Annotated in this window: 22 protein-coding genes and 1 pseudogene; 12 read left to right on the forward strand and 11 right to left on the reverse strand. The window is 64.5% G+C overall.

Features of this window, described 5'->3' with window-relative positions; all coding sequences use genetic code 11:
* Nucleotides 1-24 precede the first annotated feature (24 nt).
* From IP90_RS11960 to IP90_RS11985, 6 genes are all read left to right on the forward strand, one after another.
* Nucleotides 25-2,178: an adenosylcobalamin-dependent ribonucleoside-diphosphate reductase gene (locus tag IP90_RS11960; protein WP_144899873.1), complete on the forward strand. Its 2,154-nt coding sequence runs from the start codon at nucleotides 25-27 to the stop codon at nucleotides 2,176-2,178.
* Between the two features lie 218 nt (nucleotides 2,179-2,396).
* The gene (locus IP90_RS16640) at nucleotides 2,397-2,900 is read left to right on the forward strand and encodes a hypothetical protein (RefSeq protein WP_158635337.1); all 504 of its coding nucleotides are present in this window, start codon (nucleotides 2,397-2,399) and stop codon (nucleotides 2,898-2,900) included.
* A 149-nt stretch (nucleotides 2,901-3,049) separates the two neighbouring features.
* Complete coding sequence (locus tag IP90_RS11970; RefSeq protein WP_144899875.1) at nucleotides 3,050-3,844, forward strand: TSCPD domain-containing protein; 795 nt, start codon at nucleotides 3,050-3,052, stop codon at nucleotides 3,842-3,844.
* Nucleotides 3,845-3,935: 91 nt separating this feature from the next.
* A complete protein-coding gene (locus tag IP90_RS11975; RefSeq protein WP_206751916.1) occupies nucleotides 3,936-5,093 on the forward strand; it encodes a DUF3800 domain-containing protein in 1,158 nt (385 codons plus the stop codon).
* 171 nt (nucleotides 5,094-5,264) lie between these two features.
* The gene (locus IP90_RS11980; protein ID WP_144899877.1) at nucleotides 5,265-6,086 is read left to right on the forward strand and encodes a type II toxin-antitoxin system RelE/ParE family toxin; all 822 of its coding nucleotides are present in this window, start codon (nucleotides 5,265-5,267) and stop codon (nucleotides 6,084-6,086) included.
* 153 nt (nucleotides 6,087-6,239) lie between these two features.
* Nucleotides 6,240-6,713, forward strand: coding sequence for a hypothetical protein (locus IP90_RS11985; protein WP_144899878.1), 474 nt, complete (start codon nucleotides 6,240-6,242; stop codon nucleotides 6,711-6,713).
* 161 nt (nucleotides 6,714-6,874) lie between these two features.
* Here IP90_RS11985 and IP90_RS11990 read toward each other — a convergent pair whose 3' ends face one another.
* A complete protein-coding gene (locus IP90_RS11990; RefSeq protein WP_144899879.1) occupies nucleotides 6,875-7,468 on the reverse strand; it encodes a hypothetical protein in 594 nt (197 codons plus the stop codon).
* Nucleotides 7,469-7,720: 252 nt separating this feature from the next.
* Between IP90_RS11990 and IP90_RS11995 the strand changes: the two genes are divergently transcribed.
* A complete protein-coding gene (locus tag IP90_RS11995) occupies nucleotides 7,721-8,386 on the forward strand; it encodes a hypothetical protein (protein ID WP_144899880.1) in 666 nt (221 codons plus the stop codon).
* Between the two features lie 148 nt (nucleotides 8,387-8,534).
* Here IP90_RS11995 and IP90_RS12000 read toward each other — a convergent pair whose 3' ends face one another.
* From IP90_RS12000 to IP90_RS12015, 4 genes are all read right to left on the reverse strand, one after another.
* On the reverse strand, nucleotides 8,535-8,822 hold the full coding sequence (locus IP90_RS12000) for a hypothetical protein (RefSeq protein ID WP_144899881.1): 288 nt from the start codon (nucleotides 8,820-8,822) through the stop codon (nucleotides 8,535-8,537).
* A 59-nt stretch (nucleotides 8,823-8,881) separates the two neighbouring features.
* On the reverse strand, nucleotides 8,882-9,760 hold the full coding sequence (locus IP90_RS12005) for an alpha/beta fold hydrolase (RefSeq protein WP_144899882.1): 879 nt from the start codon (nucleotides 9,758-9,760) through the stop codon (nucleotides 8,882-8,884).
* A 98-nt stretch (nucleotides 9,761-9,858) separates the two neighbouring features.
* Complete coding sequence (locus IP90_RS12010; RefSeq protein WP_242007579.1) at nucleotides 9,859-10,923, reverse strand: DUF5694 domain-containing protein; 1,065 nt, start codon at nucleotides 10,921-10,923, stop codon at nucleotides 9,859-9,861.
* Between the two features lie 247 nt (nucleotides 10,924-11,170).
* The gene (locus IP90_RS12015; protein ID WP_144899883.1) at nucleotides 11,171-11,584 is read right to left on the reverse strand and encodes a VOC family protein; all 414 of its coding nucleotides are present in this window, start codon (nucleotides 11,582-11,584) and stop codon (nucleotides 11,171-11,173) included.
* A 209-nt stretch (nucleotides 11,585-11,793) separates the two neighbouring features.
* On the opposite strand from IP90_RS12015, the gene IP90_RS12020 reads away from it, so the two are divergent.
* From IP90_RS12020 to IP90_RS12040, 5 genes are all read left to right on the forward strand, one after another.
* Nucleotides 11,794-12,177 (forward strand): ArsR/SmtB family transcription factor, encoded by a 384-nt coding sequence (locus tag IP90_RS12020; protein ID WP_144899884.1) that lies wholly within the window; start codon nucleotides 11,794-11,796, stop codon nucleotides 12,175-12,177.
* Nucleotides 12,174-12,704: an SRPBCC family protein gene (locus IP90_RS12025; protein ID WP_144899885.1), complete on the forward strand. Its 531-nt coding sequence runs from the start codon at nucleotides 12,174-12,176 to the stop codon at nucleotides 12,702-12,704. The genes IP90_RS12020 and IP90_RS12025 overlap by 4 nt, the downstream gene beginning before the upstream one ends.
* A gap of 52 nt (nucleotides 12,705-12,756) precedes the next feature.
* Nucleotides 12,757-13,170 carry a GFA family protein gene (locus tag IP90_RS12030; RefSeq protein WP_144899886.1) on the forward strand — a complete coding sequence of 138 codons (414 nt, stop codon included), beginning with the start codon at nucleotides 12,757-12,759 and terminating at the stop codon, nucleotides 13,168-13,170.
* A gap of 86 nt (nucleotides 13,171-13,256) precedes the next feature.
* The gene (locus IP90_RS12035) at nucleotides 13,257-14,498 is read left to right on the forward strand and encodes an MFS transporter (RefSeq protein ID WP_144899887.1); all 1,242 of its coding nucleotides are present in this window, start codon (nucleotides 13,257-13,259) and stop codon (nucleotides 14,496-14,498) included.
* 177 nt (nucleotides 14,499-14,675) lie between these two features.
* The gene (locus IP90_RS12040; RefSeq protein ID WP_144899888.1) at nucleotides 14,676-15,491 is read left to right on the forward strand and encodes an agmatinase family protein; all 816 of its coding nucleotides are present in this window, start codon (nucleotides 14,676-14,678) and stop codon (nucleotides 15,489-15,491) included.
* A gap of 9 nt (nucleotides 15,492-15,500) precedes the next feature.
* Here IP90_RS12040 and treF read toward each other — a convergent pair whose 3' ends face one another.
* The 6 genes and pseudogenes from treF to IP90_RS12070 all read right to left on the reverse strand — a co-directional run bounded on the left by treF (nucleotide 15,501) and on the right by IP90_RS12070 (nucleotide 21,879).
* Nucleotides 15,501-17,096, reverse strand: a complete 1,596-nt coding sequence (gene treF, locus IP90_RS12045; RefSeq protein ID WP_144899889.1) for an alpha,alpha-trehalase TreF — start codon at nucleotides 17,094-17,096, stop codon at nucleotides 15,501-15,503.
* Nucleotides 17,077-17,889, reverse strand: a complete 813-nt coding sequence (locus tag IP90_RS12050) for an SDR family NAD(P)-dependent oxidoreductase (RefSeq protein WP_144899890.1) — start codon at nucleotides 17,887-17,889, stop codon at nucleotides 17,077-17,079. The genes treF and IP90_RS12050 overlap by 20 nt, the downstream gene beginning before the upstream one ends.
* A 110-nt stretch (nucleotides 17,890-17,999) precedes the next feature.
* Nucleotides 18,000-18,959 (reverse strand): prolyl aminopeptidase, encoded by a 960-nt coding sequence (gene pip / locus IP90_RS12055; RefSeq protein WP_144899975.1) that lies wholly within the window; start codon nucleotides 18,957-18,959, stop codon nucleotides 18,000-18,002.
* Nucleotides 18,960-19,007: 48 nt separating this feature from the next.
* Nucleotides 19,008-19,601: a hypothetical protein gene (locus IP90_RS12060; RefSeq protein WP_144899891.1), complete on the reverse strand. Its 594-nt coding sequence runs from the start codon at nucleotides 19,599-19,601 to the stop codon at nucleotides 19,008-19,010.
* A 136-nt stretch (nucleotides 19,602-19,737) separates the two neighbouring features.
* A pseudogene (locus IP90_RS12065) lies at nucleotides 19,738-20,511 on the reverse strand (DeoR family transcriptional regulator); the annotation flags it as partial.
* 72 nt (nucleotides 20,512-20,583) lie between these two features.
* Nucleotides 20,584-21,879 (reverse strand): D-tagatose-bisphosphate aldolase, class II, non-catalytic subunit, encoded by a 1,296-nt coding sequence (locus IP90_RS12070; protein WP_144899893.1) that lies wholly within the window; start codon nucleotides 21,877-21,879, stop codon nucleotides 20,584-20,586.
* Between the last annotated feature and the right edge of the window lie 14 nt (nucleotides 21,880-21,893).

Here is a 21,893-nt window from a genome sequence, read left to right on the forward strand (position 1 = left end):
CACGAACAAGGAGATAGGACCGGCATGAGTACCGTACGCCTGGAAACAGTCCAGACCGGCAGCGACGAGCGCGAGATCCCGATGCAGCCGGCCTCGCAGGACATCTGGGACAAGAAGTACCGGCTCAAGACCAAGCAGGGCGTGGCCGTGGATGCCGACATCGACGGCACCTACCAGCGCGTGGCCAAGGCCCTGGCCGAGGCCGAGCCGACCGCCGAGAAGCAGAAGTACTGGGGCGAGCGCTTCGCCTGGGCGCTGCGCCGCGGGGCCATCCCCGCCGGCCGCATCACCAGCAACGCCGGCGCGCTGGAACACAAGCCGGCCACCTCGACCATCAACTGCACCGTGTCGGGCACCATCGAGGATTCGATGGACGGCATCCTGGAGAAGGTCCACGAGGCCGGCCTGACGCTGAAGGCCGGCTGCGGCATCGGCTACGAATTCTCGACGCTGCGCCCGCGCGGCGCCTACGTGTCCGGCGCCGGCGCCTACACCTCCGGGCCGATGTCGTTCATGGATATCTACGACAAGATGTGTTTCACCGTGTCCTCGGCCGGCGGCCGCCGCGGCGCGCAGATGGGCACCTTCGACGTCAGCCATCCGGACGTGCGCGACTTCATCCGCGCCAAGCGCGAGGACGGCCGCCTGCGCCAGTTCAACCTGTCGCTGCTGATCACCGACGGCTTCATGCAGGCGGTCAAGGACGATGCCGACTGGCCGCTGGTGTTCCCGATCAACCACAAGGAAGCCGTCGACCTCGACATCGACGACGCCACGCAGGTGGTCTGGCGCGAATGGCCGACCAAGGGCAGCTACGTCAGCCGCGACGACGGCCTGGTCGCCTGCCGCATCTACGGCCACCTCAAGGCGCGGCACCTGTGGGACATGATCATGGTCTCGACGTACGACTACGCCGAGCCGGGCTTCATCCTGATCGACCGCGTCAACGAGATGAACAACAATTGGTGGTGCGAGAACATCCGCGCCACCAACCCCTGCGGCGAGCAGCCGCTGCCGCCGTACGGCGCCTGCCTGCTCGGCTCGGTGAATCTGACCAAGTTCGTGCGCAACGCCTTCACCGACCAGGCCACGTTCGACTGGGACGAGTACAAGGAAGTGGTGCGCGTGTTCACCCGCATGCTCGACAACGTGGTCGAGGTCAACGGGTTGCCCCTGCAGCAGCAGCGCGACGAGATCCTGCGCAAGCGCCGCCATGGCATGGGTTTCCTCGGCCTGGGCAGCACCGTGACCATGCTGCAGATGAAGTACGGCTCCAAGGCGTCGTGCGAATTCACCGAGCGCATCGCCCGCGAGATGGCCGTGGCCGGCTGGGAGATGGGCCTGGCGCTGGCGCAGGAGAAAGGCCCGGCGCCGATCATGGAAGAGCGCTTCACCGTCACCGCCGCAATGCTGCGCCAGCGCCCGGAAATGGCCGCCGACGGCTGGAAGGTCGGCCAGGAGATTCCCGGCAAGGTGCTGCACGCCAAGTATTCGCGCTACATGCAGCAGGTCGCCACGGTCGCGCCGGAACTGGTCGAACAGCTCGCCGAAAGCGGCGCGCGCTTCACCCACCACAGCTCGATCGCGCCGACCGGCACGATCAGCCTGTCGCTGGCCAACAACGCCAGCAACGGCATCGAGCCGAGCTTCGCCCACCACTACAGCCGCAACGTGATCCGCGAAGGCAAGAAGTCCAAGGAAAAGGTCGACGTCTGGTCGTTCGAGCTGCTCGCCTACCGCGAGCTGGTCAATCCCAAGGCCATGCCGTTCGCCGACGACGCCGAAAGCAAGCTGCCCGACTACTTCATCTCCGCCGACGACATCACCCCGAAGGAACACGTCGACGTGCAGGCCGCCGCGCAGAAGTGGGTCGACTCCTCGATCAGCAAGACCGCCAACGTCCCGACCGACTATCCGTACGAGGACTTCAAGGACATCTACCGCTACGCCCACGAGCAGGGCCTGAAGGGCTGCACCACGTTCCGCTTCAACCCCGCCGCCTTCCAGGGCGTGCTGGTCAAGGAGACGGACCTGGAGAACACCCTGTACCGCTTCGAGCTGGAAGACGGCAGCACCCTGGAAGTGAAGGGCAATGAACAGATCGAGTACGACGGCGAGATGCACACCGCCGCCAATCTGTTCGACGCGCTCAAAGAGGGCTATTACGGCAAGTTCTAGCGCTGAGCTCGCTCTCCCGCCATGCGGCGGGAGAGGGGCAGGCTCCCGATCTTTCCGGCCTCGCCTCCAGCCACCGCACCTCCATTGCCCGACCTCCTCCCGCAAGCGGAAGAAAAGGCCGGAACCGCACACCGGGAATCGCTTGCACGCGCCATGGATCGCGCTACATTCCGCAAACGGGCACATCGCCCGTCACAAGAACAGACGAGGACACCCCGATGAGTAACGGTAATGGAGTAACGGCGACGATTTCCAACGCCGCCGAGGCGGTCGCGGAGAAAGCCCAGGATGTCGGCAGCGCGGTCGTCAAGCGCGCGCGCGGCGCCGTCGCCACCGCGCAGAAGACCGCCAAGAAGGCCAGCAAGGCCGTCAGCAAGCGCGTCAGCAGCGCCAAGAAAGCGGTGAGCAAGCGCGTGACCAAGGCCAAGAAGTCGCTGGCTTCCGCCAGCGCCGGTGCCAAGGCCGAAGCGACCGCGCTCAAGAAGAAGAGCGCCGCCAAGAAGGCTGCGAAGAAGTCGACCAAGAAAGCCGCCAAGAAATCGACCAGGAAGGCCGCCAAGAAGACCAGCGTCCGCAAGGCACCGGCCAGGAAGGCATCCACCAAGCGCACGGCGAAGAAGGCCGCCCCGAAAAAGGCTGCAAAAAAAGCCGTAGCCAAGAAGGCCAGTGCCCGCAAGGCACCGGCCAAGAAGGCCGCCAGGAAAGTCGCCAAAAAGAAGTAATGCCTCGCTCCAGCCCTCTCCCCGCATGCGGGGAGAGGGCGCCCCGCAAGGACGGGTGAGCAGCGCGACGCAAATGCCGAGCCGCTTTTGATCTCCGCCCACCCAGCCCCCATATAAAAACCATAAACCAGCACACCAGGAACACCGCAATGGCCGTCAAGATCGACAAGAAAATCAAGGGTTACGCCGTCGTCACGCCGGAAGACAAGGCTCGCGAAAACGCGCCGGTCGCCGCTGTCGCGCGTAGCACCGTCGAGTCGGAACTGCCCAGCGCCGACGTGATCCAGATGCACGAGCGCATCGAGCGCCCGGAAGTACTGATCGGCAGCACCTACAAGATCAAGTCGCCGCTGGTGGAACACGCCATGTACGTGACCATCAACGACATCGTGCTCAACGCCGGCACCGAGCACGAACTGCGCCGCCCGTTCGAGATCTTCGTCAACAGCAAGTCGATGGAACACTTCCAGTGGATCGTCGCGCTGACCCGCATCATGTCGGCGGTATTCCGCAAGGGCGGCGACGTCACCTTCCTGGTCGACGAAATGAAGGCCGTATTCGACCCCAAGGGCGGCTACTTCAAGGCCGGCGGCGTGTACATGCCGTCGCTGGTCGCCGAACTTGGCGCCATCGTCGAAGACCACCTCAAGTCGATCGGCATGATCCACGATCCCGAGATGAGCCCGGCCCAGCGCGCGCTGATCGCCGAGAAGCGCGCCGCCTACGAACAGCGCTCAAAAAAAAAGCCTGACATAAGCCCCAGCGTCGGCGGCGCGCTCGCCGACCCGGTCGAGCGCGAAAGCAACGAAGACATCTCCGTGACCGGCGACGGCGCCTCGTTCCCGCCGTCGGCGACGCTGTGCCACAAGTGCAGCGCGAAAGCGCTGGTGATCATGGATGGGTGTGCGACTTGTTTGAATTGTGGGTATTCGAAGTGCGGCTGAGCTAAAGGTCATAGATCTTGAGTTCAGCCTCCAAGCTTGGGTCAAGTCGCAGTAAAGCGGCTTGGCCCTTCTGCTTTCTGGAGATCTAGCGGTGGAACGCTTACACGTGTTCGTAGATGAATATGGCGATTCGCACCTCGACGTAAGCAAACCGGGCGTTTCGTCGACTTACATCGTAGTAGCGCTTTGTGTTCGCGATCGCGCGCTTAAACACGTCATGGTTCAAGCTGAGGAAATCCGTAAAACATTTTTCCAATCGGGAGAAATGAAGTCAAGCTCGATAGGGGCGAAGCAAGGGCGCCGGCTGCACGTGATGCGTGCGTTATCCAAGCTAGATGTATTTATTATTGCGTATTGTGCCCGCAAGACCGAATTAGATAGCTGTTCTGGATTGTCATTTAAGAAAAGTTTCGTCAAATTCTTTGCCAGCGCACTTTACGAGCGCGTGACACGCTGCGGCGACGACATTCATATAGTCCACGACGAGCATGGTAGCGAGCAATTTCAAGAGGAGCTCAAAGCATATCTTGAGAGGAAGTACGCACGTGATCTCTTCTCATCAACGAAATTTATTTCGAAGAAAAGCGAAGAAAATGTGTTGATCCAAGCCGCGGATCTCTTTGCGGGAAGCTTGGCTCGAATTTACGACCCGATAAAATCTGTCCAAGACAATGGCGAACTGAGGGCGGCGCTCGGAAATTCCGTTTCTGTCACGCTTTGGCCGAGCGGAAAGGAAGTGACATCTCTTCCGATCGGTGAGCATGCTAGGGAAGACGACGAAGTGATTCGCCGATACTGCGTCAAGCGCGCACAAAGTTACCTGGAAGCGTATGGGCAGAAAGATAGTGATCGGGACGAGATGTCTAGAGTGATTTTTCTGGATGCATTGCTCGCCCATCACACGCTTGGTGAGCCCGGCTCGTTCCTTTCTACGCGAACTTTAAAACGTGAAATTTCGTCCCACTTGGGAGAACCCGTAAGCGACCACCGATTTCGTTCAGTCATTGTGGCTAAGTTACGAGATGCGGACGTCATCATCTCAAGTTGCGCGAAAGGCTACCGAATACCATCTTCCTCCGAAGATCTCCGCGAATTTTCGGCTTTCTCAAATTCCATCATTCCGCCAATGGTTGCTCGTCTGGCGCGGGCACGAAAAGGAATCAGGGAGGCTACGCTCGGGCGCATTGACATCTTGGCGGATGCTGAGCTCATTGAGTTGCAAAAGATCGCAGACGCAGTCGTTTATTAGTTGGCAGGTAATAGCCAGCGTAACCCGGAAAAAGGGGACGGAGGCAATTAAGACGACTTAATTCCCTCTGTCCCCTTTAGCCCTTTGACTTAATTCCTTCCCCTTTAGCCCTTGGTTCGCACGCTGTAAATGCCGCATGAAGTCCTCCATCCCCGATGCACCTCCGGCGACATGATCAAGGCGTCGACCCCAGGGGATGTCAGCGCCGAAACCCGGATCGAACGTCTGCAGCACTGGACCGCCGTGCTCGTGTGCGCGCTGCTGCACCTGCTGTTGCTACTCCTCGTGATGTTGTCTTCCCAGGTCACCGTAACCACGTCGCAAGGCGCCGATGCCGGCAGCCGGGTGGCCGTGAGCTTCATCGGCAGGACGCCACCTCCCGTCAAGGCGACGCCCGCGAGCAAACCCAAAGCGAAGCCCAGGTCCTCTCGTGTCCAAGCCACGCGGGTCACGCGTGCCGACGATCCAGTGCCGCCTGTCGTCATTGACGCCGCCGCGCAGAATCACGCCGAAGCGCGTGCGGAAACTCCGCCCGCAGCGCCCACACCGCCTGCACCGCCTGCACCGCCGCAGCCTCGCGCGCACATCTGGGGACAGCCGCCGGGCATGATGCGGGAAGATGTCGCCCCCGAAAATGCGGGCCTGGCCAGAAGCCCTGCCATCGCGCGCGGCCGCGGCCACGCGTTTGGCGCCGGCGAACCCAGTCTGGAAGTAAACGGCTACCAGGTCTCCTACGACCTGCGCAGCGAAATCCGGCTACGCGCCTGGCGCGACCAGGGAGTGACGGAACTCTTCCTTCCCTTGCCGGGCATACGCCAGTACATGGTCTGCCCGCTGGAAACCGCGCTGAGGCGCGAGTCCGGCCCATGTCGACTGCTCGAAGCGGATGATCCGGCACTGGAGGCCATCGGCGACGCACGCCAGGTCATCAACATGCAACGGGTCTACCGGATGGGAAAACTGGTCTGGCGCGGCCCTGGGCCGTATCGGTAAGCCAGGACCGTCGGCTGGGTTAGCTCCATCAACCCAGCGCTTTCGACTTCGTTCCGTCGCGGTGCTGGGTTGGTGGAGCCAACCCAGCCTACGTTGCTTGTAACCTGTCGGCAAAGGGGATCCATGCGAAGCAGAGTCATATCGGCGTTACTGGTGGCGATGCTCGCATCGTGCGCGAAGGACCCGCCCAAGCCTCACACGCTCGTATGCGCAACGTTCTCGTTCCGGGTAGCCAACCGGGCGGAGATCATCCAGGCGCGGAAGGATTTCTTCGACGCGTCCATCCTGATCCGCAGGAATTTCTCGGACACCAGCATTACTTCCACCGGCGCGGAGCTGGCGCCCTGGTCGTACACGCATGCGGAGATCGAGCTTTACTCCGGCGGTCGCACGAGGATCGTGCTCGGCGGGCACAGCGACTATCCGAAAGGCGGGGATCCCGCATCCGACATGCGGGTTTACCTGTTCGCCGAAAGCGATCCTGGCAGCTCGAATACCTGCGACAAGCACATGGGTGCGCTGTACGCCCAGGTCAAAACCCGGATGGCCCAGAGCTGGCCGATCAAAGAAGACGCGGACGTGCCGTATCGCCTCGAGCGTGGCAAACGGATACGCGTAGCGGATTGAACTTCCGTTCGTGCAGATCACAGGCTGGGTTGGGTTCATCAATCCAGCGTCATGCGCATCGACCCACCGCGGTGCTGGGTTGGTAGAGCCAACCCGGCTACGTTCGCGGGCTGCCACAAAAACACGCCGCCTTGCGGCGGCGTGCGTCATCGGTCAGTTCATTACGGACTGGGCCGGACATTCACCGCGATCGCCTCGGTGAAGGTGGCGCGCAACTTGTCGCCGACTTTCAGCGTGGTCAGGCGCTGGCGCAGGTCGTCGCGGGCCACGTCCAGTGTCACCACGTTGCCGCGCGGTCCCTTCACGGTGACCGTGTTGGCGGCGGTATCCACGCCCATGACCTCGGCGACGATCGTCACCGTCTGATTGGTGGAGGCTCCGGGCCTGGCTCCCGCCGCCGCCATGCTCGCGCCTTCCTGGATCGTGGTGCCCACCTCGGCGCTGCCGGCCGGCTGGATGTCGACCGCAACGGCGCTAGTGTAATCCAGCGAAACCTTGTCGCCGACCTCGAGCTGGTCGAAGTTGCGCATGTCCGCATCGGCCTGGAACTCGATCTCGTTGCCCTCGCTGCCGCGGATGACCACCACGCGATCGGCCTTGTCGATGCGGGTAATGGTGCCCTCCAGCGTCAGCTGCTCGGAGCTGATGGTGTAGGGCGTGGCTGCGGGCTCCGCCTCGCTGGGGGTGCTGCTGCAGGCGGACAGCGATAGCGCGAGCGCGACGACGAGCGCGGACGACAGGTGGGGCAGGTGCATGGTTGCCTCCTCGGGTGGAACTGGCCGCGGGAGTGCGGCCGGCGAGGGACAGCATCGGTAAAGCTTTGTGAAGGTAGCGTTCGCGCATCGGTGGGCGCCTCGAGGAATTTGAGGTGCTCGCCCCGGGTGCGCTTCGCTTGCTCGGGGTTACGTTGGGCCTGATCCAGAGTGCGTCATCGAACTCCCGCGACAAGTTGGGTGCAGTGAGAGCTCTCGCCGTACACTTTGTACACGCAAGGGGAGCGCGATCGGTTGGCCATGACGGATGAAGGATTGTCGTTCGCGGAACTGGAAAAGCGCATTCGTGCGATGCCGGACGGCCCGGCCGCTATTCTCGATATGCCGCGCTGGCTCATTCCGTTCACTGTCGCCGGCGTCATTGGTGTCATAGCAGGACTTCTGCCGTCCCTGCTGATCGAGTTCTTGGAACCTCAGATGTGGATGGTGTATGTGAGCAAGGCCGGGCTGTGGATTGCCGTCCTGGGCTTTGCACCGGAATTCTTTCGCGGCATTGCGGTAGTGGCTCTCGGCTTTCTGCGCTGGAAGAGCGACCAGGTCAAACAACTGGATCACGACCTTGTCCAATTCCGTGGTCTCATTCGATGGCTCGTCGAATTTCCGAGAGATCTGCTTGAAGAGCATCAGCGCTTCGCACGGAACGTGCAGAATCGTCTGACATCGAAACTGGGTTTGCTGGCGGGCAGCATCGACAAGCTGGGCGCTATTCCCATCCTGCTTGTCCTGGCTATCCAGCTGAAAACCTATTTCGATCCTGGCGCCGTGCCGTACTGGCAGATTCTGGTGGCATTGTTTCTAGCGATTACGTACCTCATCGCATGGGTAGGTGCGCATATGCGGCTGCGCGTCCAACTCTACGAGGTACTGCTGTCCGAAGCCTTGGCGAAGAAGGGCGGCTAGAACTCGCCGGACGGAACTTGCAAGCCGAACCACATACAACGCGGGCAATGTCATGCGGCGGGACGCCTTCGCCGTCGCTTATATCAACGACCGCGTGCCGCAATACCCGACCTTCAGCCTGCTTTACGTCACTAGCGGCTCGACAGGTTCAAGCAGCCGCGAATAACGGGCCAATAGCCTCGCTGAAAGCGCCGCGCACGGCCGGTTGGGACGGCTGCAGCCAACGAAGTGCCAAGGGAAGGCCGCAAAGTGCCTCGGCTGCCGCTGGCAGGCCCACGCCCGACACTTCTTGTGGCGCGCGCGTCGGAAAGTTGCCAAGGGCTGGACGGAACAGCGTCAGGCTCGGCGCATTTCGTGCCGGCGCAGCCTCGAGAGCGTCGCCGGTGGCGAGAAAATCGCCATGCGAGGCGCTTTCCTGCCTTGGATCGGTGGCCACGCTGCGGAAATTCCGCGCACGCTGCATGACCGGGTCGCGTTAGCTGACTGGCGCGTCGCTCACGCTCCCGGCCTTTCGATTTCAGACTGTGTGCGTTCGATGAAGTCGAGCATGAGCGACACCGCGGCTGCTGCATGCGTCTCGAGCAGCTTGTGGCCGGCGTCGAGGACGTGCGCCTCCATCCTCGGCAGGGCATGCATCCACGACAGTACCTCGTCGAGCTCGAAGAACGGATCGTGCCTTCCCCATACCATCAGCGCAGGCGGCTGTCGACGCGCAAGATACTCGGCGATGGCGTCGAATCGTTCGACGTATTTTCCGTAGTCCCGGATCAGCGCGCGCTGCGTGTCCATCCGGCCCGGCAGATTCATCACCCGCCAGTCGTCCTTCCAGATCTCGGGCGACATGCGCGCGACCACGTCCGGCGGAGCGCCGGTCGTGTAAGTACCGCGCGTACCTTCGAAGGTGAGGTGTGCGGTCGCGGCCGCCTCGTTTTCCGGGTTGGGATGCGACGAATAGGCCAGCGTCTGCGCCCATTGTGGGCCGAGCCCGCTGCGATGCGCGTTGCCGTTCTGGACGATGACGCCGAGAACTTTTTCCGGCGCCTGCATGGCAATGTGCAAACCCACTGGCGCGCCGTAATCGTGCAGATAAATATATCGCGGCCCGATCGCGACCCGGTCCAGCAGCTCTGTGATGGCTTCGGCGATAGTGGGAAACGAAGGCGAGGGCAGCACGTCTGACTCGCCGAAGCCCGGCAGGTCGGGCGCGATCACGTAGGCAGCCTGCGACAGTCCGGGGATGACGTCCCGAAACATTCGCGCCGAGCTCGGAGATCCGTGCAGAAGCAGCACGGCAGGCTTGGCCGCATCGCCCGCCGTGATGAAGGACAGCTCCGTGCCGCCTGATAGGCGGAGTCGCTGCCGAGTCGGGTGCATGTTCGGGCTCTCCATGCGGTCGTCTGGCCGATCGCAGTGTTACTCGAACGGCAACCTATCAGCCGACGCGCGAAAGGCGGGTTAAGACCGAGCGTTGGTCATTTCAATATCTGCTCCGCATCGACGATGGCCACGCCCTGCATCTGTCCCAGCCAGCTGTCGAACCAGGGCTTGTGCGATACGCCGACGATGGACAGCACGCGTGCGCCGGGGCGTTCGCGGAAGGTCTGCAGGATGTTGGCGACCATGCGCAGGTTGCGGATCTCCCATCCGGCGGCCCAGATCTGCGGATAGTGCTGCGGCGATTGCGCGCGCATCGCGGCGCCCGCGTTGATGTCGGCGCGCAGCCACAGGTGATCGGGACGATTGATGAAGCCGTACAGCGGCAGCAGGTCGTGCGCGCGCGACAGGCTTTTCTCCTGCTGCTCCATCGCATCGAGTTTTTCGCTTCGGCCCGCGTTCCACGCCTGCTGGACCGATTGGCCGAAGGCTTTCACCTCCGCGTCGGAGATCCGGGTGTTGTCGCCGGTATGGTCGTCGATGGCGTGGACGCGTTGCAGCCCAAGCCGTGCGGCCAGGCGTGCGGCGATCTGATAGTTCTCGTTGTTGCGCGTTTCGATCTGCTTGAGTATCGCTACCAGCGCGTCGTCCAGGCCATCGCCGGCACGGCGCTCGACATGCGGCAGTTGCAGCCATTGCACATAGGCCGATGCGCGCTCGTTGGCGGCCAGGAACAGCGCGGCCAGATGCCGTCGTTGCGCGGGCGTGGGTTGAGTGGGCCAATCGCCGAGCGTCTTGTCGATCGCCGCGATCGCGGCGGGGACCTCCAGCCCGGTCGCGGCTCTGGCTGCATCAGTGCCGGCACAGTAATCGGCGCCGTACACCGTCGGGTGGCGCGCGGCGAGATCGCATTGCTCGCCGCCGATCGCCTCGATGGTGATGATTTCCGGCTTGAACCCGGCCAACCGGTCGAGCAGCGGATCTAGCGCCTTCGGATCGAAGTCCTTCGGCAGTTCGCTGAGGTGTACCGTGCCGAGCACCAGTACCTGCGTGCGCGGACCGGCCATGTCGTGGTCAAACGTGGTCAGATCGATCTGCGCATGCGCCAGCGCCGGCAGCATCAGGCCCATGCAGGCGAGCCGCTTTACCCATCGTGCATTCATTGGGTGCTCCCGGTCGAAAATGGATTCCGTCGACATATCCAGACGACGCGCGACGGTGAACCGCCGCACGCCCTTGGATGCGAGGACCTGCGTCAGGGTTTAATGACGCATGGAATTCATTCCGACCGAATGCGAAGTTCAGGTGGCGGGCTGTGTGGATTTCATGACGATGGCGATCGCCACTCGAACGGGAACGCTGATCGACCATGCAGTCGATCGGCGTGTCGTCCTCGCTGCGCTCACGTGCTTACAGGCTGGCCATCGCCGCTTCCGGATTCAACCAGGCCGGTTCGAAAGTGTGGCCGTCCGGATCCTCGAAGGTGCGAAGGTACATGAAGCCCATGTCCTGGGGTTCGCGGATGTCGGCCTTGCCGCCCGCCGCGGCCGCGGCCGCGACGATGGCATCGACGTCCTCGCGGCTGTCGCGCGGCAGCGCGATCAGCATGCCGCTGGTGGCATGCGCGTCGGCGATCGGTTTCCGGGTGAAAGTGGCGTAGTAGTCGCGCGTGAGCAGCTGGAAGCTGAGCGTGTCCGACCACACCATCGACGATGCGTTCTGGTCGCTGAACTGTTCGTTCCTGGTGCAACCGATCGCTTCGTAGAAGCGTGTCGACGCAGCGAGGTCCTTCACTGGCAGGTTGATGAAGACCATCTTGTACATGCGGGTTCTCCGTTGGCTGGTGGATGTGGGGCCGCGTTGCTTGCCGCCCCTTCATCGATGCGACGAACGATGCCGGGCGGAATCGACAACGGCTGAAACGGGATTGGAGTTGGCCATCGCCTTGGCGCGCGGAAAGCCACTTGTCGGGCTGATCGAAAATATTTCACCGATCGGTTGACAATCGGCCGGAGCGGCGTATATTCAACCACATGGTTGATAAATCCTCCCGCCTCGACGCCGTCTTCCACGCCCTGGCCGATCCGACCCGGCGCGCGATGCTGCACGACCTCGGCCAGCAGCCGCGCACCGTCGGCGAACTGGCCGCGCCGTTCGATATCTCGCTGGCCGGCGCGTCCAAACACATACAGGTGCTCGAGCGCGCCGGCCTGATCCAGCGCGAGGTGCAGGGCCGCGTGCACCTGTGCCGGATCGACGCGCGTCCGCTGCATGCCGGCGCGGAATGGATCCGGCATTACGAACGCTTCTGGAACCGGAAACTCGACGCCCTCGAAGCCCTGCTCAAGGCCGAGGACGCCGCCCGACCCGCGGCGAAGCCCGCACGCAAACCCCGCACCCCACGGAGAAAGCCATGAACATCGCAACGCAACTCGACGATTACGCAGTACTGACCGCCCCCGATACCGTGCGCATCGAACGTTTGCTGCCCGGCCCGATCGAACGCATCTGGGCCTACCTCACCGATGGCGAGTTGCGCCGGCAATGGCTGGCCGCCGGCGACATGCAGATGCAGGTCGACTCGCCGTTCGAACTGATGTGGCGCAACGACGAGCTCACCGATCCACCCGGCCAGCGCCCGCCCGGTTTCGGCGAGGAGCATCGCATGCAGAGCCGGATCACCGAACTGGATCCGCCGCGCAGGCTTGCCTTCACCTGGGGCGACGGCAGCGTGTCTTTCGAACTGGAGTCCAAGGGGCGTGAGGTATTGCTGACCCTGGTCCACCGCGGCATTTCCGATCGCAACAACCTGCTGATGATCGGCGCCGGCTGGCACATGCACCTCAACGTTTTGGCCGCACGGGCGAAAGGCGAAACGCCGGAGGCGTTCTGGGACGGATGGCAGCGGCTGCGCGGCGAATACGAACAGCGCATTCCGGCGTGATGGATGCCGGCGCGATCCCGGATGCGACGACGCCTTCTGAAGGAAAAGCGAGATGAGCAAGGCCTATACCGGCGGCTGCGCCTGCGGCGCGATCCGCTACGAGATTCCTGCCGAACCGGTGGTGATGAACGACTGCCAGTGCCGCGATTGCCAACGCATCAGCGGCACCGGCCATGGCTCCTATCTCACCTTTCCGGGCCGGCCACGCGTGAAGCTGGATGGCGTCGCCACGCATCGGGACATCGCCAGTGACAGCGGCAACATGAAAACGCGTGGCTTCTGTCCGACCTGCGGATCGCCGGTCTACCTGACGTTCGCGGCGATGCCGGACATGTTCACCGTGCACGCCGCCAGCCTCGACGAACCGGACCGCTACCGGCCGCAGATGACCACGTACCGCGTGCGCGGCCATGCCTGGGACCGGATCGATCCGACGTTGCCGGAATTCGACGGCATGCCGACGTGATCGCGGCGGGCGCGGATGGCTGAGCGACTTGTCGATGTCGCGGTGCCCCGTTCGACGAATGGATACAGTCCCTGGGAAACGCCTCCATGAGCACGACCGCTTCTTCACCCGCACTGGATCGCAACTGGTCGCTGGTCGCCGCCGGCGCGCTGATGGGTTGCGTCGCCGTCGGTACGGTGTTCGCGCTGGCCGTGCTGCTGACGCCGATGAGTACCGCCACCGGCTGGTCGCGCGCCGGACTCTCCAGCGCGATGACGCTGGCTTTCATCAGCATGGGTTTTGCCGGGTTCGGATGGGGCATGCTCAGCGACCGCTACGGCCCGCGGATCGTCGTGCTGGCCGGCTCGCTGCTGCTGGGCCTGGCCTGCGTGCTGGCGAGCCGCGCCAACAGCCTGCTGCAGTTCCAGCTCGCCTACGGCGTACTGCTGGGCGTGGCGACCGCCAGCTTCTTCGCGCCGGTGATCGCGGCGACCGCCGCGTCGTTCGAACGTCGCCGCAACCTGGCGATCGCGCTGGTGTCGGCCGGCGTCGGCGTCGCGCCGATGACGCTCTCGCCACTGGTCGCGTGGCTGATCACCCAGTACGACTGGCGCACCACGTTGCTGATCGTCGGAATACTGGCCTGGGTGCTGACGCTGCCGGCGGTGTGGTTCGTGCGCGCCATGCCGGGCGTCGTCGCCGAAGAACAGACCGGGCTTACCGGCACCCAGGGCATGAGCGCCGCGCAGGCGTTGCGATCGCGGCCCTTCATCGTGCTGGCGCTGGCGTATTTCGCCTGCTGCGCCGCGCATTCGGGGCCGATCTTCCACACCGTCAGCTATGCCGTCGGTTGCGGCCTGTCGGTCACCGCGGCGGTCACCATCTACAGCATGGAAGGTGCCGCCGGTCTTGGTGGGCGTCTGCTGTTCGGCGTGATGGCCGACAAGCTGGGTGCCAAGCGCGTGCTGGTGGCCGGGCTGCTGATCCAGGCGTTCGCGGCGGCGGCCTATCTGCGCGTGAGCGAACTCGACGGCTTCTATGTCGTAGCGATCGTGTTCGGCATGGCTTACGGCGGCACCATGCCGCTGTACGCCTCGCTCGCGCGCGAAGCGTTTTCGCCGCGCATCCTAGGCACCGTACTGGGCGCGGCGACGCTGCTGTCCGGCATGGGCATGGCACTGGGCCCGCTGCTGGGCGGCTGGCTGTTCGACCGCTACGGCAGCTACACGTGGCTGTACATCGGCTCGATGGCGGTCGGTCTGGCTGCAGCGGCGATCGCGATGTTCTTCCCGTCGGTGCGGCGGCGGAAGGATGACGATCGCTTCGAGCCCGCGTCGCAGCCGGCGTAGGCTCGCGAGCCAGGCGCGCATTCCCATGCGACGAGCCGTGCGCGCTTGAGTCATCGACATAGCGGATCGCTGGATGCAGGCGCGACAAGTGCAGCACCCGAGCGGCGAAACGCTGCGTTGACACGGCGCTTTAAAAGAGTAGAAAAAGTCCTCGCCCTGATCTGCATGGAAGAATGGATGACCAGGATTTCGATTCTCGGAATTCCCAACGACGACAATTCCTCCTACCTGAAAGGCGCCGCGGACGCGCCCGCTTTGATCCGCCAGGAACTGCATTCGGATGCCTACAGCATCTGGAGCGAAACCGGCGTCGACCTGGGGGCAGAAGGCCGGCTCGTGGATCACGGCGACATCGGTTTCGATGGCGACTGCGATCCGTGGGAGCTGATCGAGCGCCATGTCGGGCAGGCATTGGCCTCCGGCGATCCGCTGATCAGTCTCGGCGGCGACCACGCCATCACGCATCCGATCATGCGTGCGGTGCGTCGCCGTCATCCGCGGTTGACCATCCTGCACATCGATGCGCATCCGGACATCTACCACGCCTACCAGGGCAATCCGCGCTCCCACACCTCGCCATTCGCCAGGATCATGGAAGAGAGCCTGGCCGATCGCCTGATCCAGGTCGGGCTGCGTACCGTCAACGACCATCATCGCGAGCAGTTCAGGCGCTTCGGGGTCGAGGTCATCGAGGCCGGGCAGATGGGCGCAGGCATTCGGCTGGACATCGCCACGCCGGTCTACATCTCGATGGATCTGGACGCGCTGGATCCTGCCTTCGCACCCGGGGTGTCGCATCGGGAGCCCGGCGGACTGTCGCCGCGCCAGGTGATCGACCTGATCCATGCCGTCGGACAGCCGATCGTTGGCGCCGACATCGTCGAGTACAACCCGCACCGCGACATCTCCGGCCTGACCGCCACCGTAGCCGCGAAGCTGCTGAAGGAAATCGGCGGGGTGATGGTCAGGAACGCGCGCATGAACGCGGTTTAGAGCGCACGTTTACCCGCCCTCTCCAGCACCCGCTGCCATGTCCTGCAGCAGCCGGCGCACCACGCCATTGGTCCAGCCGAATCCGTCCTGCAGCGGGTACTCGCCGCCGCTGCCGCCGTGTGCGCCTTCCGGTGGCAGTTGCAGTACGTACTTTTCGACCAGTTTGTGTTCGCGCCGGTAAAGGCTCGCGACCGTGGACAGCCAGCGCCGGCCGATCTCCTGCGACAGCACCGTCTCGCCGTAATCGGACAGGCCGCTGATCGCCATCCATTGCAGCGGTGCCCAGCCATTGGGACGGTCCCACTGCTCGCCGCTGAAACATTCGCTGGTGGCGATGCCGCCGTCCTTCAGCAGTCGCGTGCGGATCGTCTCGGCGACGCGCCGTGCCTGCATCGGACTCGCCACGCCGACGAACAGCGGCGTCGCGGTGGCCGCGCACAGATGATCGCGTCGATGGTCGCGCTGCCAGTCGTAATCCAGATAGGCGCCGGCCGCATCGCTCCACAGCCAGCGGTCGATCGCTTTCTTCCTGGCCTCGGCGCAACGGCTGAATTCCTGCGCCGACGCCTGGTCACCGCAGGCGCCGGAAAGCTGCGCGATCTGGGTTTCCAGCTTGTGCAGGAAACTGTTGAGGTCGACCGGCAGGATCGAGGTGGTGCGGATGCTGGCCAGTGCGCCATCGCCGCCGCACCAGCGCGAACTGAAGTCCCAGCCGGACTCGGCGCCGGCGCGCAGTTCGCGGTAGACCTCGTGCACGGGTCGCCGGCCCTGCGCGGCAGTGGTCACGTCTTCCAGGTAGGACTCCTCGCGCGGCGTGTCGCGGTCGTCCCAGTAACGGTTGAGCAGGGCGCCGTCGTCCATGCGTACGCAATGCCGGTGCACCTCGTTGTGACGCAATTGCTCGCCGCCATCCATCCAGAAGGCGTGTTCCTTGCGCAGCCGCGGCAGGTAGCGCAGGGCGCGGCATAGTCCGTGTGCCTCGAACAGTTCGGTCATCAGCGCGAATACCGGCGGCTGCGAGCGACTCAGGTAATAGCTGCGGTTGCCGTTGGGAATGTGGCCGAACGTGTCGATCAGGTAGGCGAAGTTGTCGGCCATCGAGCGCATCAGGTCGAGTCGCCCGCTGCCGGCCAGGCCTAACATGCTGAAGTACGAATCCCAGTAGTACATCTCGCCGAAGCGCCCGCCCGGGACGACGTAGGGATTGGGCAGCGGCAGCAGCGACGAGCGCACCGGATGCTGCCGCGGCTGCCGCGTCAGCACGTCCCACAGGTAATCGATGTGCTCCACCAGCGTGCGCTGCGGATCGGCGACGTAGCGGCTCTCGCGCGCGTGCTCGGGTCGGAAGTTGTCATGCACGAACGCGGCAAGATCGAAATCCGGTAGTGATCTGCGTGCGCGGTAGGCATCGAGGATGTCTTCCGGATCGTGCAACGGCGCGCAGTCGACGAAGGTCTTGCTGTCGGAGAACACGCGCCCGGCCTGCACGGCGACGAACAGTTCCTGGTAGCGATCGGCCGGGCTCAGGGTGTCGGCCGGCGCGACTTCCGCGATCCGGGCCGCGTTGCGCCCGGCATCGCCCAGCTCAACGGCGGCTGCGCTCATCGTCGCGGACATGCTTCTCGGTGTAGTCCCACAGCAGGCCGCCGTCGACATAGACGGTGCTGCCGGTGATGTAGTCGGCGTCGGCCGATGCCAGGAACGCGACCACGCCGGCGACGTCGTGCGGCGTGCCGAGCCGCTTCAGCGGGATGTTCTCAAGCAGCGGTTCCAGCAACGCCGGGTCGTCGAGCACGCGCGCGTTGATCGGCGTACGGATCGCGCCGGGAGCGACGTTGTTGACGGTGATGCCCAGCGGCGCCAGTTCCACCGCCAGGCTGCGCATCAGCATCTTCATGCCGCCCTTGCTGGCGCTGTAGCTGGCGAAATCGGGGAACGGCAGCTGCTCGTGCACCGAACTGATGTTGATGATGCGGCCGCCACGGCCATGCTCGCGCAGGTGGCGGACGAAGGCCTGCGCGGCAAAGAACGCGCCCTTGAGATTGATGTCCAGCACGCGGTCGTAATCGGCTTCGGTGACATCGCACAGCGGTGCGCGATGTTCGACGCCGGCATTGTTGACCAGCAGGTCGATCCGGCCCATCCGCGCGACGGTGGCGGCGACGAGTCCGCGCACCGCATCGACGCTGCCGATGTCGGCAGCCAGTACGCATCCTTCGCTGCCGGCCTCTCGCACCAGCGCCAGCGTACGTTGCGAATCGGCATCGTCGTGCAGGTCGGCGATCGCGATCCGGGCGCCTTCCTGTGCCAGCCGCTGCGCGATGCCGCGGCCGATGCCCTGTCCGGCGCCGGTGACCAGCGCCACCTTGTCCTGCAGCTTCCTGTCGTGGAGCGGCATCGCTGCTTCCATCGAAGAGAACCGATGATGCTAATGGCCGGTGCGTCAACGAAGTGCGAGCGCGTCGATCCGCTGTCGCGGCGATCGCGCGCGTGGCCCGCGATGCAGGGTCAGCTTGAAGAATGGCGCTCGACGAGTGCATCCGTCGCAGCGACCAGCGCGTCGACGATGGCTGGATCGGCGGCGCTGTGGCCGGCCAGCACGATGCGCAATGCCGCTTCCGGCCAGGCGTCGGCAAGATCACGCGCGCTTCTGACCGGACAGATGATGTCGTAGCGGCCGTGCACGATGGTCGACGGAATGTGGCGGATGCGGTCGATGTCGCGCAGCAGCTGGTCGGGCTCGAGGAACATCGCGTGGCGGAAATAGTGCGCCTCGGCGCGCGCGACGCTGATCGCCACGTGCGGATCCTCGAACGTGCCCGGCTCGTCCGGATCGTGCAGCAGCGTGGTGCTGCCGCCTTCCCAGTGGCCCCAGGCCAGCGCTGCGGACAGCCGCGTTGCCGGATCGTCGCTGTCGAAGCGACGCCAGTAGGCCTCGATCATGTTGCCGCGTTCCTCTGCCGGGATATGCGCCAGGTAGCGCGCCCAGCGTTCCGGAAAGATCCACGACGCGCCGCCGTCGAGTTCGTTGAACCAGCGCAGCTCGCCCGGCCGGGCAAGGAAGATGCCGCGCAGCACCAGGCCGAACACGCGCGCGGGATGGCGTTGCGCGTAGGCCAGCGCGAGCGTCGAACCCCAGGAACCACCGAACACCGCCCAGCGTTCGATACGCAGGTATTGGCGGATCGCCTCGATGTCGGCGACCAGGTGCCAGGTGGTGTTGTCGCGCAGTTCGGCGTGCGGCGTGGATCTGCCGGCGCCGCGCTGGTCGAACAGCACGACGCGGTAGCGCGTCGGATCGAAGAAGCGCCGATGGTAGGGCGACAGGCCCGCGCCGGGGCCGCCATGCAGGAACACTACGGGCACGCCGTCCGGATGTCCGCATTCCTCCACGTGCAGTTCGTGCAGCGCGTCGACGGCGAGACGATGCGTGCGATACGGCTCGATTTCCGGATACAGCTCGCGCATGGGCTTCATTTCATCGGGTTTGCACGAGCATATCGGGACTTACCCGGGCTACGGTGTTTTGTCGCGGATGCGCGTGTCGGTCGCGATCCAGTTCACCTCCCAGCTCCTGCCACCATCATCGGAGAAGGCCTGCTCGAAGCGCGCGGAATCCGGCGTGACCTCCGAGATCACGAAGCGCACCAGCACGACGCGGCCATCAATCGTTTCCAGTCCATGAAATTCGCCGCGTCCGTTGATGAAGCTTCCGGTCTGCGGCGGGCTCAGCGTGCCGCTGGCATGACTGGAATAGTTCAGGCTCCACTGGCGGGATTCGGGGTTGTACAGGCGCAGCGACACGCCCTGGATGCGTCCGGCCGGGCCCGCCACATCGAGTTCGACCAGATTGGCAGGACCGTTGCCGATCTTGCGGACGACGCTGGTGCCCTCGTACTCGACCCAGCTGTCGGAACCGGTCATGGGACGCTGCAGTCGCGACACCCGTGTTTTCCAGTGCCCGATTTCCCAGTCGAAATCGTGTCGCCCGTCGGTCACGGCGGCGGCTGGCGATGCGCCGTGGTCCGATTGCGCATTGGCCGGTGGCTGCCAGGCCAGGAATGCGAAGGACAGCGCAACGCAGGCGAGGACGGATCGGTAGGCATGCATCGGTGTTCCCGTGATTGTTCCCAGCCCATCATCGGGAGGGTCGCGTCACCGGCGCAAGAGCCATTCCAGACGTTATCGAAGGGCCATTGCCTGGATCGCCGCAGCACGACACGAATCCACGACAGCGCGAAACCGCTCAGTCGGCGACGATCAGCTCGATGCCCAGCCGCTGCAGGCCGTCGCGATATTCGGTGCTGATGCCGGCGTCGGTGATCACGGCATGCACGCGCTCGAGCAGCGCGATGCGGTGCAGGCTGACCCGGCCGAACTTGGAGGCGTCGGTCAGCACGATGACCTTGCGCGCGCGCTCGACCATGCGGTGGTTGAGGCGGGCCTCGGCCTCGTGGTGGGTGGTGAGGCCGAACTGCAGGTCGAGGCCGTCGACGCCGAGGAACAGCGTGTCGAAGCTGTAGGTGTTGAGGCAGGCCTCGGCCTGTGCGCCCTGGAACGACAGCGACGGCTTGTGCAGCGAACCGCCCGTCAGCATCAGCTCGACGCCGGGCGCGTTGGCCAGTTCCCAGCCGATGTTGAGGCCGTTGGTCATCACCGTGACGCCGTCGAGGTCGCGCAGGTGGCGGGCCAGGGTGACGGTGGTGGTGCCGGAGTCGATGATGATGTTGTCGCCGGGTTGCACCAGTTGCGCGGCGCGCGTGCCGATCGACTCCTTCAGCGCGCTGTTGAGGCTGTCCTTCTCGTGGATGTCCTGTTCCTGCGGCGGCGTGCGCACCAGGTTGGCGCCGCCGTGGTTGCGCGTGGCCAGGCCCTGCGATTCGATGTGCGACAGGTCGGCGCGGATCGTCACCGAGGATACGCCGAACTGTTCGGACAGGTCCGAGACCTGCACGCTGCCCTGCCTGATCAGCAGCTGCAGGATCTGCTCGCGACGTTGGCGGGTGTTGCGCATGCGCGCCTGACCTTTCTTTTCAGGGTGAAAGCGGAAGCTTAATGGTTCGAAAGCCGCGTCGCGGCCTTTCTTTCGGTTTCAGGCCGGGACTTCGGCGCCGTTGCGCGCGCAGGCGCGGGCGTACTGGGCCAGCAGGCCGGCGACCTTGTGCTGGATCAGCGCCTCCGGGTGCGGCGCCAGCCGGCCCAGCAGCACCTGCTGGTGCTGTTCGGGCAGGTACTGGCTGAGCAGGATCAGCGGCGGCGCATGGCGGGTCAGGTTGTCGATCAGCCGCGTCACCGCCTGCGCGACCGGCGGCTCGCCCCAGTAGTAGCGGCAGCGGTCGCTGAGTGCGTAGCGGCGCAGCACGCGTTGTTCGGTCGGCGTGCCGGGATAGTGCTTCTGCCAGTGGCGCGGCTGCTCGAGCATGACCCGCTCGAGCACGTAGACCAGGTCCGAGCATTGTTCGATCGGCAACAGTTCGCTCTCGATCGCGGCCAGCGCGAACAGTGCCTCGCGGAACGCATACGTCGCCGCGGGACCGACCTTGAGGATGGCGAAGTGGTCGTGCACCAGCCGGTGCAGCGAAGCCTCGGTCTGGTAGTCGGTGGAATGCGCCTCGAACACCAGCCCCGGCTGCGTCTCGATCCACGTCGACAACGCGGCGGCGGCCTGCGGATCGTAGTGGTGGATCGTGCTGTGGTCGAAGTCGACGCCCGGCTGCACCACCATCGCGATCACGCGTCGCCATGCGGCCGCCAGATCCGGCGCGGCGAAGGCGCGGCGATGCACGTCGAGCGTCTGCGCGACGGCTTTCGGACTCGTCACTTCCAGTCCGGGGTCGAGTGAGGCCTCGCCACCGGGAATCGGCACCTCGGTGCCGATGACATACACCGGCGGCGGCAGGCCCGCGGCGGTCGCGGTACGTTCGGCGATGCGCGCCAGTTCGGCCGAGCGCGTGGCGACGGTCTCGTCGGGCAGGCGCGCCGGATCGTCGGCGCAGCTCATGCTGCAGTCCAGGTGGATCTTGTGGAAGCCGGCGGACACGTACGCGGCGATCAGATCGCGCGCGTTCGCCATTGCTTCTTCGGCGGGCAGGTGCTGCCAGGCATTGGGGCCGAGATGGTCGCCGCCGAGGATCAGGCGTTCGATCGGGAACTCCTGCTGCCGCGCCAGCTGCTCGACGTACTCGCGATATTGCGGCGGCGTCATGCCGGTATAGCCGCCGAACTGGTCGACCTGGTTGGAGGTGGCCTCGATCAATAGCGGCGTGTCGTATTGCAGCGCCACCTGCATCGCCGCGCGCAGCACCTGCTCGTTGCTGCAGCAGACGCTGTACAGGCCGACGGACTGGCCCTGGCGGTGGGCGGCGATGATGGTCTGGACGGGCGACATGTATGTGGTTTCCA

The organism is Luteimonas cucumeris (assembly GCF_007830035.1).
GTDB classification, from domain to species: Bacteria; Pseudomonadota; Gammaproteobacteria; order Xanthomonadales; family Xanthomonadaceae; genus Luteimonas_C; species Luteimonas_C cucumeris.